This is a genomic window from Streptomyces solincola (genome assembly GCF_002982015.1).
Lineage (GTDB): Bacteria > Actinomycetota > Actinomycetes > Streptomycetales > Streptomycetaceae > Streptomyces > Streptomyces solincola.
Map to the genome: position 1 here is coordinate 1 of NZ_PVLV01000109.1, position 11,825 is coordinate 11,825.

The window sequence follows — 11,825 nt, forward strand, 5'->3', positions numbered from 1 at the left end:
ACCCCACAGAGGCCCCCGGGTACAGTGAAAACCCCAGGGCGTGGCTGAGGAGCCTGGCGCAGTCCGGCATAAAGGACCCCGTCCAGTCCGGCACGAGCGCCAGAGGGCGCGGCGCCCGCTCGACCCCCGCCCGAACCCACCGCGGAAGGGCGCCCCGCCCCCGAAGGACGGAGAGCCCCGCCGCCACCCGGTCACGGCGCCCCCGCCGCGTCCGTCCCGGGTGGCGAGACCCCCCGACGTCCCCGCATCCTCCCCCCGTACGGTGGGACGCACCACCAGAACACAAGGAGAAACCCAGTGGCCGAGCTCTTCTACGACGCCGACGCCGACCTGTCGATCATCCAGGGCCGCAAGGTCGCGGTGATCGGCTACGGCAGCCAGGGCCACGCCCACGCCCTGTCGCTGCGCGACTCGGGTGTGGACGTCCGCGTCGGTCTGCACGAGGGTTCGAAGTCCAAGGCGAAGGCCGAGGAGCAGGGCCTGCGCGTCGTGACGCCGTCCGAGGCCGCAGCCGAGGCCGACGTCATCATGATCCTGGTCCCGGACCCGATCCAGGCCAAGGTCTACGAGGAGACCATCGCCCCCAACCTCAAGGCGGGCGACGCCCTCTTCTTCGGCCACGGCCTCAACATCCGCTTCGGCTTCATCAAGCCGCCGGCCGACGTCGACGTCGCCATGGTCGCCCCCAAGGGCCCGGGCCACCTGGTCCGCCGCCAGTACGAGGAGGGGCGCGGCGTGCCCTGCATCGCCGCCGTCGAGCAGGACGCCTCCGGCAACGCCTTCGCCCTGGCCCTCTCGTACGCCAAGGGCATCGGCGGCACCCGCGCCGGCGTCATCAAGACCACCTTCACCGAGGAGACCGAGACCGACCTCTTCGGCGAGCAGGCGGTCCTGTGCGGCGGCGCCTCCGCGCTGGTCAAGGCCGGCTTCGAGACCCTGGTGGAGGCCGGCTACCAGCCGGAGATCGCCTACTTCGAGTGCCTGCACGAGCTGAAGCTGATCGTGGACCTCATGTACGAGGGCGGCCTGGAGAAGATGCGCTGGTCGGTCTCCGAGACCGCCGAGTGGGGCGACTACGTCACCGGCCCCCGCATCATCACCGACCAGACCAAGGCCGAGATGAAGAAGGTCCTCGGCGAGATCCAGGACGGCACCTTCGCCAAGAACTGGATGGACGAGTACCACGGCGGCTTGAAGAAGTACAACGAGTACAAGACGCAGGACGCCGAGCACAAGCTGGAGACCACCGGCAAGGAGCTGCGCAAGCTCATGAGCTGGGTGAACGACGAGGAGGCGTAAGCCACTCACCGCGGCGGACCGGGAGCACCCCCGGTCCGCCGCGGCGTTTCTCCGGCCCGGGGGCGCCCGGCCGGCGGGGCCCCTCGCCCGGCCTCCGCGCAGGTTGGACTCGTTGTCCAACCACGGACGGGTGATCCTTCCGCCGCGGAGGAAACGGCGGGCGCTCCCGCCACTACACTGCTGAAACATACGCGTCAGGCCCACAGCGTCGTGCGTCTTCCACGCGGCAAGCCCCTCCACCGCCTGCGGCCGTCGGGACGGCCGTCCGCACTGGACTTGTGAGGACCCACGTGAGCTCGTACACCAGCCGAAAAGCCACCGTACTGATCGCCGAAGAGCTGTCGCCCGCCACCGTCGACGCGCTGGGTCCGGACTTCGAGATCCGCCACTGCAACGGCGCCGACCGGGCCGAACTGCTCCCCGCCATCGCCGACGTGGACGCCATCCTGGTCCGCTCCGCCACCAAGGTGGACGCCGAGGCCATCGCGGCCGCCAAGCGGCTCAAGGTCGTCGCCCGCGCGGGCGTCGGTCTGGACAACGTGGACGTGCCCGCCGCCACCAAGGCCGGCGTCATGGTGGTCAACGCCCCGACCTCCAACATCGTCACCGCCGCCGAGCTGGCGTGCGGTCTGCTGATCGCCACCGCGCGCAACATCCCGCAGGCCAACACCGCCCTCAAGGACGGCGAGTGGAAGCGGAGCAAGTACACCGGCGTCGAGCTGAGCGAGAAGACCCTCGGCGTGGTCGGCCTCGGCCGCATCGGCGTCCTGGTCGCCCAGCGGATGTCCGCCTTCGGGATGAAGGTCGTCGCCTACGACCCCTACGTCCAGCCGGCCCGCGCCGCGCAGATGGGCGTCAAGCTCCTCACCTTGGACGAGCTGCTGGAGGTCGCCGACTTCATCACCGTCCACCTGCCGAAGACCCCCGAGACCCTCGGCCTCATCGGTGACGAGGCGCTGCACAAGGTCAAGCCGTCGGTGCGGATCGTCAACGCCGCGCGCGGCGGGATCGTCGACGAGGAGGCGCTGTACTCGGCGCTGAAGGAGGGCCGGGTCGCCGGTGCCGGCCTCGACGTGTACGCCAAGGAGCCCTGCACCGACTCCCCGCTGTTTGAGCTGGACCAGGTCGTGTGCACCCCGCACCTGGGCGCCTCCACCGACGAGGCACAGGAGAAGGCCGGCGTCGCGGTCGCCCGCTCGGTGCGCCTGGCGCTGGCCGGCGAGCTGGTCCCGGACGCGGTCAACGTCCAGGGCGGCGTCATCGCCGAGGACGTCAAGCCGGGTCTGCCGCTGGCCGAGCGACTGGGCCGGATCTTCACCGCGCTGGCCGGCGAGGTCGCCGTCCGGCTCGACGTCGAGGTGTACGGCGAGATCACCCAGCACGACGTCAAGGTGCTCGAACTCTCCGCGCTCAAGGGCGTGTTCGAGGACGTGGTGGACGAGACCGTGTCCTACGTCAACGCCCCGCTGTTCGCCCAGGAGCGCGGTGTCGAGGTACGGCTGACCACCAGCTCCGAGTCGCCCGACCACCGCAACGTGGTCACCGTGCGCGGCACCCTCTCCGGCGGCGAGGAGGTGTCGGTGGCTGGCACCCTGGCAGGCCCCAAGCACCTCCAGAAGATCGTCGCGATCGGCGACTACGACGTGGACCTGGCGCTCGCCGACCACATGGTGGTGCTGCGCTACGAGGACCGCCCGGGCGTCGTCGGCACCGTCGGCCGCATCCTCGGCGAGGCCGGTCTGAACATCGCCGGCATGCAGGTCGCCCGGCTGGAGGAGGGCGGCCAGGCGCTCGCCGTGCTCACCGTGGACGACACCGTCCCGGCGGGCGTGCTCGGCGAGCTGGCCGACGAGGTCGGCGCGACCTCCGCCCGCTCCATCAACCTGGTCTGACACCGGGAGCACGCAGGCCGCAGGGGCCCCGAACCGCTCGGTTCGGGGCCCCTGCGCCGTGCGCCGGCCTCCGCGGCCGCCGCACCGGGGCCGCTACACCGCGGCCGCCTTCGGGTCGGCCGGGGCGGGGCGGCCGTCGTCCGCCGGGCGCGGCCGCTCCCCGCGCAGCCACCAGAGCGCCAGCACCGCGCCGGTGAGCAGCACCGCCATCCCGCCGGCGGCTGCCGCCTGCATCCCGTGCACGAACGCCTCCCGGGCCGCCGCCAGCAGCGTCTCGCCCGCCGCGCCCGGCAGCTCGCGGGCCACCGCGGCAGTCCCGCCGAGCGTCTCGCGGGCCGCGTCCAGCGCCTCGGCCGGCAGCCCGGGCGTCCCGGCGGCCCCCTCCACCTCCCGCCGGTAGACGGCGGTGCCCAGCGAGCCCAGCAGGGCCATCCCCAGGGCCCCGCCGAACTCCTGGCCGGTCTCCATCACCGAGGCCGCCGAACCGGCCTTGTCCACCGGCGCCTCGGTCATCGCCAGGTCGGCCACCAGCGCCGCCACCGCCACCACGCCCACCCCGATGACGGCCGCTGCGGCCAGGACGACCGGCAGCGAGTCGGTGTCCGCCGGCAGCAGCAGCGCGAAGCCGGCGGCGGCCACCAGGAAGCCGGCGGTGACCACCGGACGGCGGCCGAAGCGGGTCGCCGCGGCGGTCGCGGCCGGCGCCGCCACGCCGACCGCCAGCGACGGGGCCACGCTCCACAGCGCGGCCTCCATCGAGCCCAGCCCCAGCACGGACTGGAGGTACTGGGTGGTGAAGTAGGCGGAGCCCATCATGGCGCACATGGCCAGGCAGTTGAGCGCCACGCCGGCCCGGTAGCCGCGCCGGCGGAACAACTCCGGGCTGACCAGCGCGTCCCGGCGGCCGCGCTGGCGGCGGACGAACACCACCCCGACCGCCGCGCCCCCGGCCACGCACAGCGCCGGGACGGGGCCGTACCCGGAGGCGGCGAACTCCTTCAGGCCGTAGACCACCGGCAGCACGGCCGCCATGGAGAGCAGCACGCTCGGCAGGTCGAACCGGCCCGGCGCCGGGTCCCGGGACTCCGGGAGCAGCAGCGGGCCGAGGACCAGCAGGAGCAGCATCGCCGGCACGTTCACCAGGAAGACCGAGCCCCACCAGAAGTGCTCCAGCAGCACCCCGCCCATCACCGAGCCGAGCGCGATCCCGCCGGCCATCGCCGCGGACCAGATGCCGATCGCCTTCGTGCGCTGGGCGTCGTCGCGGAACATGGTGCGCACCAGCGCCACGGTGGACGGCATCAGGGTCGCGCCGCCGACGCCGAGCAGGGCGCGCGCCGCGATCAGCGTCCCGGCGCTCTGCGCGTAGGCGGCGGCGACGGAGGCCGCCCCGAAGGCGAGCGCCCCCAGCAGCAGCAGTCTGCGGCGGCCGATCCGGTCGCCGAGCGCGCCCATGGTCATCAGCAGCCCGGCGAGTGCGAAGGCGTAGACGTCGAAGATCCAGAGCTGCTCGGTGCTGGTGGGCGCCAGCTCGCGGCCGATGGCCGGGATCGCGAAGTAGAGGACGGAGACGTCCATGGAGACCAGCAGCAACGGCAGGAGCAGCACCGCGAAGGCGGTCCACTCCCGCCGGCCGGCGCGCGGCGCCGGGGGCGCGGAGGGTGTCATGGCACGCCAATATACACACGTATAGAACGAGCGTATAGGACGTTCGTATGGCTCGGGATGAGGAGGGGTTGGCCTGCGGGAACGCTCTGTACGGGCGTTCCATACGCCCGTACGGCCGCGGGGTACGCTGCCGGGCATGGGACATCGCGAGGATCTGCTGGAGGGTGCCAAGCGCTGCCTGCTGCGCACCGGCTTCGTGCGCACCACCGCGCGCGAGATCGTCAGGGAGTCGGGCACCAACCTGGCCTCGATCGGCTACCACTACGGCTCGAAGGACGCCCTGCTCGCCGAGGCGTACGTCGCGCTGGTCGGCGAGGTGTCCGAGGACTTCGACGGCGGGGAGGGGCAGAAGCTCTCCGCCCCGCCCGGGTCGATCGAGCGCTTCGAGGAGGTGTACGCGAACATGGTCCGCACCATGAGCAGCCCGGACTCGATCTGGCGGCTCAGCATGGAGGTCATCGTGATGGGCGACCAGGTCCCCGGCGTGCGCGACCACCTGGCGGCGGCCCAGCGCGGCGCGATCACCGGCATCATCCCGATGTTCATGGGGGGTGAGGAGCCGTCCGGCGACAGCGAGGTGACGAACACCCTCGGGAAGTTCTACATGACGCTGATGATGGGGCTGATCGCCCAGTGGCGGTTCGACCCGGAGACCGCCACCCGGGCCGACGAGCTGACGGAGGGCCTGCGCCGGGTGATCGCGGCCGCCGGGACGGCCCGGCCTGACGACTCAGGCGGGTGACGGGCCGTCCGGCGCGGGCCGGGCGCCCGCCCGGGTGGCGCCCACCCCGGCCGCGACCACCAGGGCGACGCCCACCGCGGGGGCGAGTCCGGGCGTCTGGCCCAGCACCACGAGCCCGGCCAGCACCGCCACCGCCGGCTCCAGGCACATCAGGGTGCCGAACGACGACACCGTCAGCCTGCGCAGCGCCAGGAACTCCAGGGTGAACGCCAGCAGCGGGCTGAGCAGCGCCAGGCCGAGCACCACCAGCAGCGCGGTCCAGTCCAGGGCCCCCCACAGCGAGGGCGCGCCGACCAGCAGGCCCACCACGCCGGCCACCGGCATCGACACCGCGAGGCCGCCCAGCCCGGTCACCCGGTCGCCGACCCGCTGGGTGAGCAGGATGTACGCCGCCCAGCAGCAGGCCGCCGCCAGCGCGTAGGCCACGCCGACCAGGTCGGCGCCGCCGCCGTGCCAGGGCTCGGTCAGCAGCAGTACGCCGCCGGCCGCCAGCACCGTCCACGCCCAGCGGCCCCGGCCGGGCCCGAACAGGGACACCGCGAGCGGGCCGAGGAACTCCAGCGCGCTCGCCGTGCCCAGCGGCAGATGGGCGATCGCCAGCATGAAGAAGACCATCATCCCGGCGGTGGCCAGCCCCAGCGCCGCGCACCAGCCGAGGTCCCGCCGGGCGAGCCGGCCGCGCCAGGGGCGCACCGCCGCGCAGAGCAGCAGCCCGGCCCAGGCCAGTCGCAGCCCCGCCGTGCCCAGCGCGCCGAGCCGGTCGAACAGCGGCACCGCCAGCGCGGAGCTGAGCTGCACGGCGGACATGGCGACCACCGCCATGGCCAGACCGGCAGAGGGGCCGCCCGGTGAGGTGGCGGGCGCGGCGGAGGCGGCGGACGGGGGAGTGGTGGTGCTCGCGGTCATGGCGGCCAGTCAAGACGGCGGCGACCGTCCGTGTCCACGTGCCGATCGCGAACGTACCGTCCAGACAATCCGAACGATGCGAGGATGGTCCCATGGAGACACGACGGCTGCGCCTGCTCCTCGAGCTGTCCCGGCTGGGGTCGATGCGGGCGGTCGCCGAGGCCGCGGGTACCAGCACCTCGACGGTCTCGCAGCAGATCGCCGTGCTGGCCAAGGAGACCGGGGCCGCGCTGATCGAGCCGCACGGGCGCCTGGTGCGGCTCACCCCGGCCGGGCGGCGGCTGGCCGAGCACGCCGAAGGCATCCTGGCGGCGGTCGAGGCCGCGAAACTGGACCTCGCCCCGGACGCCGAGCCCAGCGGCACCCTGCGGACGGCCGGCTTCGCCACCGCCATCCGGGCCCATCTGCTCCCGGTGGTCGCCGAGCTGGCCGCCACCCACCCGCGGGTCCGGCTGCTGGTCAGCGAGCACGAACCGGCCGAAGCGCTGCACCTGCTCGCCGAGGACCAGACGGACCTCGCCCTGGTCTACGACTACGACCTCGCCCCGGCGGCCTTCGCCCCCGCCCTGCACACCACCGCGCTGTGGACGGCCCCGTGGGGACTGGGCGTCCCCGCTGCCGGCTCCGACCACGCCCCGCCGGCCTCCGCCCCCGAAGTCCTCGCCCGCTTCCGCGAGTGCGACTTCATCGTCAACTCCCGCGGCGCGGCCGACGAGACGGTCGTGCGCACCCTCGCCTCGATGGCCGGCTTCACCCCGCGCGTCACCCACCGGGCGGACAGCCTCGACCTGGTCCAGGGCATGATCACGGCCGGCCTGGGGGTGGGACTGCTGCCCGCCGGCACCGCGCTCCTCCCGGGCGTCCGCCTCCTCCCGCTCACCGCCCCGGACGTCACGCTGCGCGCCTACGCCCTGGCCCGGCGCGGCCGCCTCGACTGGCCCCCGCTCGCCCTGGTGACGGAGCTGCTGGTGCGGCGGGCGGCGGAAAGGGGAGACCGGCCCCGGGGCGCGTGAGGACCCGCGCCGCGCCGGCCGCCGCCGCGCCCTCCGGGTCCGGGCCGCGCAGCTCCGGCCTCAACGAGCCGGAGCGGAGCCGCGCCGCCGAGGACGGCTCCGGGCCACCGGCCGACGGCGCGCAGGGGTCGCGCTACCCGGAGCCGTCGGGCGCGCCCTTCCCGGACGTCGAGCCGCCGCCCCCGACGGGCCCGAGACGGTGCCGACCACCGCCCGCATGGTGCGCCGCCCCCCTGCACGCGGGGCGGAGGAGGGGACGGCGCCGGTACGCCCGCCGACTCAGAGCCGGGCGGCCTTCAGGGCCATGTGGAGCAGCAGCCGGTGCTCGCCGTCGTCCAGGTCCAAGCCGGTGAGCTGCTCCACGCGGGAGAGCCGGTAGTAGAGGGTCTGGCGGTGGATGCCGAGCGCGGCGGCGGTGCGGCCGGCCTGGCCCGCGTGGTCGAGGAACTCCTCGGCGGTGCGGGCCAGTTCGGTGTGCGAGGGGGCCAGCAGCTCGCGTACCGCCGGGTCGTCGGCCGCGGTGGCGGGCAGCGCCGTCAGCAGCCGGTACGGGCCGAGGGCGGCCCACTGGGCGACCGGGCCGAGCCGGGGTTCGGCGAGCGCGGCGCGGGAGGCGGCCGCGGCCTGCCGCCAGGAGTGGGCGAGCCCGGCCAGGCCCCGGCTCGGCTCGGCGACCCCGGCGACCGGCTCGGCGGCGGCCGGCTCGGTGCGGACCGGGGCGGCGCGCAGCCGTTCCGCGGCGGTCAGCGCGGGCCCGGGGGAGTCCGGTGTGCGCAGCCTGACCAGCGCGGCGAGCACGGTGGCCCCGCCGTCCGGGAGCCAGGGCCGGGGGAGCGTGCACAGCGCGGCGGTGCCGGGCGCGAGCCGGGCCGAGGGGGCGTCGCCGGAGGGCCAGGGGGCCAGGCACAGCAGCGCGTACACGCCCTCCGCGTCCGGGCCGAGGGCGGCGCCCAGCGCGGCGAGCGCCCCGTCGTACTGCCAGCCGCGTCCGGCGGTGAGCACCGCCCGCAGCTCGCGCGACAGGTCCGCGCCGGCCCGCTCCTCGCCCGCCAGCAGCCCACCGATCCGGGCGGCGACCTCCATCGCGGAGGCGAGGCGGTCGGGCGCGGGGCCGGGGTCGGCGTCGAGCAGCCAGACGTATCCGAGCACGATGCCGCGGTGGCGTACCGGCAGGCAGAGCCGGTCCCGGAAGACGCCGGCCTCCGGGGCGGCCGGGATGCGCACCGGACCGGTCGCCCGCGCGATGCCGAACTGCTCGAACCAGGCGCGCACCGCCGGGGTGGACTTCCTGGTCAGGATGGAGCGGGTGCGCACCGGGTCCATCGCGGTGTCGTCGTCGCTGTCGTGCGCCCCGAAGGCGATCAGGCCGAAGTCCCGGTCCTCCAGCGTCGCGGGCGCGCCGAGCAGCGCCGAGATCTCGTCGACCAGGTCCTGGTAGTCGCCCTTCACGCTCCCAGTGTCCCATCTCTTCAGACATCTGTATGAGGGTCCGGGTCCGGATGCGTGACGTCTGTCGATGGCCCGCCGCATCGGGGGAAACCTACCTTTCGAAGTGGTTCACCGTGCCGTGCCCGAGCGTCGACGAAGCCGCTCGGCCGCGGCCGGCCCCCCGACCCCGTACGTCTACTCGTGTTCCGTGGAGGTGGCCCGTGCTGGGTCCCGTGATCCTCGCCGCGTCGCGCAGCGACCGGATGCGCCGTTTCGTGTCCGCAGCGCCCGGCACCAAGCAGGTCGTCGCCCGCTTCATCGCCGGCGAGACGGTCGACCAGGTCGTCCCCGTCATCGAGGACGCCGCGGCCAAGGGCCTGGAGGTCACCCTGGACGTGGTGGGCGAGGACATCACCACCCGCGAGCAGGCCTTCGCCGCCCGGGACGCCTACCTGGAGCTGATCGACCGGCTCAAGGGCCTGGAGCTGGGCGCCCGCGCCGAGATGTCGGTCAAGCTGTCCATGTTCGGCCAGGCGCTGGAAGGCGGGCACGAGCTCGCGCTGGCCAACGTGCGGCCGGTGGTCGAGGCCGCCGCCGAGATCGGCACCACGGTGACGCTGGACGCCGAGGACCACACCACCCTGGACTCGATGTTCGCCATCCACGAGGAGCTGCGGAAGGACTTCCCGCAGACCGGCTGCGTCATCCAGGCGTACCTCTTCCGCACCGAGGACGACGCCCGCCGGCTCGCCGCGAGCGGCAGCCGGGTCCGGATCGTCAAGGGCGCCTACAAGGAGCCCGCCTCGGTCGCGTACCAGGACAAGGCGGAGATCGACAAGGCGTACGTCCGCGTCCTGAAGATCCTGCTGGAGGGCGAGGGCTACCCGATGATCGGGTCCCACGACCCGCGGCTCATCGCCGTCACCCAGGAGCTGGCCCGCCGCGCCGGGCGCAAACTGGACGAGTACGAGTTCCAGATGCTGTACGGCATCCGCAGCGAGGAGCACCTGCGCCTGGCGGCCGAGGGCCACCGGATGCGCGTCTACACCGCCTACGGCACCGACTGGTACGGCTACTTCATGCGCCGCCTCGCCGAGAAGCCGGCCAACCTCCTCTTCTTCGTCCGCTCGATGATCACCAAGAACTGACTCGCTGATCACCCAGAACTAAGGAGTCTCGGAACACATGGACGCTGTGACCCAGGTCCCCACTCCGGTCAACGAGCCGGTGCACGGCTACGCCCCCGGTTCCCCCGAGCGGGCCCGCTTGGAGGCCAAGCTCCGCGAGCTGGCCGGGAAGCCGGTCGACCTGCCGATGACCATCGGCGGCGAGAAGCGGATGGGCGGCGGCGACCGCGTCGACGTCGTGCAGCCGCACAACCACAAGGCCGTCCTCGGCACCTTCGGCACCGCCACCGAGGCCGACGCCCAGGACGCGGTGGACGCCGCACTGGCCGCCGCCCCGGCCTGGCGCGCGCTCTCCTTCGACGACCGCGCCGCGATCATCCTGCGCGCCGCCGAGCTGCTGGCCGGCCCCTGGCGCGAGACGATGGCCGCCGCCACCATGCTGGGCCAGTCCAAGACCGCCCAGCAGGCCGAGATCGACACCCCCTGCGAGCTGGTCGACTTCTGGCGCTTCAACGTCAAGTACGCCCGCGACCTGCTCGCCGAGCAGCCGCCGGCCAACTCCCCCGGGGTGTGGAACCGCCTGGACCACCGCCCGCTGGAGGGCTTCGTCTACGCGATCACGCCGTTCAACTTCACCGCGATCGCCGGCAACCTGCCCACCGCCCCCGCCCTGATGGGCAACGTGGTCGTCTGGAAGCCGTCCCCCACCCAGACCTACGCCGCCGTGCTGCTCATGGAGCTGCTGGAGGAGGCCGGGCTGCCCAAGGGCGTCGTCAACCTGGTCACCGGCGACGGCCTGGCCGTCTCCGAGATCGCGCTGAACCACCCGGAGCTGGCCGGCATCCACTTCACCGGCTCCACCAAGACCTTCCAGCACCTGTGGAAGACGGTCGGCAACAACATCGAGAAGTACCGCGGCTACCCGCGGATCGTCGGCGAGACCGGCGGCAAGGACTTCGTCGTCGCCCACCCCAGCGCCGACCCGGCCGTGCTGAAGACCGCGCTGACCCGCGGCTCCTTCGAGTACCAGGGCCAGAAGTGCTCCGCGACCTCCCGCGCCTACATCCCGGCCTCGATCTGGAACAACGGCTTCAAGGAGGAGTTCGCGGCCGAGGTCGACTCCATCGCCATGGGCGACGTCACCGACCTGTCGAACTTCATCGGCGCCGTCATCGACGAGCGGTCCTTCGCCAAGAACAAGGCCGCCATCGACCGGGCCGAGGCCGACGCCTCCTGCACCATCGTGGCCGGCGGCTCCTACGACGACGCGGTCGGCTACTTCGTCCGCCCGACCGTCATCGAGTGCACCGACCCGGAGAACGAGGTGTTCACCACCGAGTACTTCGGCCCGATCCTCGCCGTCCACGTCTACGAGGACGACCGGTACGAGGAGATGCTGACCCAGATGGAGGCCGTCTCGGCGTACGCGCTGACCGGCTCGGTCATCTCCCAGGACCGCGCCGCCGCCGCGTACACCATGGACAAGCTGCGCTACGCGGCCGGCAACTTCTACATCAACGACAAGTCGACCGGTGCCGTCGTCGGCCAGCAGCCCTTCGGCGGCGGCCGCGCCTCCGGCACCAACGACAAGGCCGGCGCCCCGCAGAACCTCATGCGCTGGACGCTGACCCGCGCCATCAAGGAGTCGCTGGTCTCCCCGACCGACTACACCTACCCCCACATGGGCTGACACCCCCCGAAGGACCACCGCCCCCGTCCGGCTGTGGGGGCCGGGCGGGGGCGGTGGTCC

9 protein-coding genes are annotated in these 11,825 nt (G+C 73.5%); 6 read left to right on the forward strand and 3 right to left on the reverse strand.

Annotated elements, in window-relative coordinates; genetic code table 11:
* Positions 1-297: 297 nt before the first annotated feature.
* A complete protein-coding gene (ilvC, locus tag C6N75_RS08655) occupies positions 298-1,299 on the forward strand; it encodes a ketol-acid reductoisomerase (RefSeq protein WP_105868278.1) in 1,002 nt (333 codons plus the stop codon).
* A 290-nt stretch (positions 1,300-1,589) separates the two neighbouring features.
* Complete coding sequence (serA, locus tag C6N75_RS08660; RefSeq protein ID WP_105868279.1) at positions 1,590-3,191, forward strand: phosphoglycerate dehydrogenase; 1,602 nt, start codon at positions 1,590-1,592, stop codon at positions 3,189-3,191.
* A gap of 93 nt (positions 3,192-3,284) precedes the next feature.
* Here the strand turns inward: serA and C6N75_RS08665 are convergent, their stop codons facing one another.
* On the reverse strand, positions 3,285-4,859 hold the full coding sequence (locus C6N75_RS08665) for an MFS transporter (RefSeq protein ID WP_105868280.1): 1,575 nt from the start codon (positions 4,857-4,859) through the stop codon (positions 3,285-3,287).
* Positions 4,860-4,995: 136 nt separating this feature from the next.
* On the opposite strand from C6N75_RS08665, the gene C6N75_RS08670 reads away from it, so the two are divergent.
* Entirely contained in the window at positions 4,996-5,601 is a 606-nt protein-coding gene (locus C6N75_RS08670) for a TetR/AcrR family transcriptional regulator (protein ID WP_105868281.1), read from the forward strand.
* Here C6N75_RS08670 and C6N75_RS08675 read toward each other — a convergent pair.
* Complete coding sequence (locus C6N75_RS08675) at positions 5,590-6,507, reverse strand: EamA family transporter (protein ID WP_258177294.1); 918 nt, start codon at positions 6,505-6,507, stop codon at positions 5,590-5,592. The two genes, C6N75_RS08670 and C6N75_RS08675, sit on opposite strands and share 12 nt — an antisense overlap.
* A 92-nt stretch (positions 6,508-6,599) precedes the next feature.
* Between C6N75_RS08675 and C6N75_RS08680 the strand changes: the two genes are divergently transcribed.
* On the forward strand, positions 6,600-7,520 hold the full coding sequence (locus tag C6N75_RS08680; protein WP_105868282.1) for a LysR family transcriptional regulator: 921 nt from the start codon (positions 6,600-6,602) through the stop codon (positions 7,518-7,520).
* Positions 7,521-7,799: 279 nt separating this feature from the next.
* Here C6N75_RS08680 and C6N75_RS08685 read toward each other — a convergent pair whose 3' ends face one another.
* Positions 7,800-8,969 (reverse strand): PucR family transcriptional regulator, encoded by a 1,170-nt coding sequence (locus tag C6N75_RS08685; RefSeq protein WP_105868283.1) that lies wholly within the window; start codon positions 8,967-8,969, stop codon positions 7,800-7,802.
* Between the two features lie 200 nt (positions 8,970-9,169).
* On the opposite strand from C6N75_RS08685, the gene C6N75_RS08690 reads away from it, so the two are divergent.
* Both C6N75_RS08690 and pruA read left to right on the forward strand, forming a co-directional pair.
* Positions 9,170-10,096, forward strand: a complete 927-nt coding sequence (locus tag C6N75_RS08690) for a proline dehydrogenase family protein (RefSeq protein WP_105868284.1) — start codon at positions 9,170-9,172, stop codon at positions 10,094-10,096.
* Between the two features lie 37 nt (positions 10,097-10,133).
* Positions 10,134-11,765 (forward strand): L-glutamate gamma-semialdehyde dehydrogenase, encoded by a 1,632-nt coding sequence (pruA, locus tag C6N75_RS08695; RefSeq protein ID WP_105868285.1) that lies wholly within the window; start codon positions 10,134-10,136, stop codon positions 11,763-11,765.
* Positions 11,766-11,825 lie beyond the last annotated feature (60 nt).

What these genes read in the sequence shown, in the direction of transcription:
- C6N75_RS08665 (WP_105868280.1), bottom strand. Translation starts at nt 4,859, where the DNA reads ATGACACCCTCCGCGCCCCCGGCGCCGCGCGCCGGCCGGCGGGAGTGG.
- C6N75_RS08670 (WP_105868281.1), top strand. Translation starts at nt 4,996, where the DNA reads ATGGGACATCGCGAGGATCTGCTGGAGGGTGCCAAGCGCTGCCTGCTG.
- C6N75_RS08675 (WP_258177294.1), bottom strand. Translation starts at nt 6,507, where the DNA reads ATGACCGCGAGCACCACCACTCCCCCGTCCGCCGCCTCCGCCGCGCCC.
- C6N75_RS08680 (WP_105868282.1), top strand. Translation starts at nt 6,600, where the DNA reads ATGGAGACACGACGGCTGCGCCTGCTCCTCGAGCTGTCCCGGCTGGGG.
- pruA (WP_105868285.1), top strand. Translation starts at nt 10,134, where the DNA reads ATGGACGCTGTGACCCAGGTCCCCACTCCGGTCAACGAGCCGGTGCAC.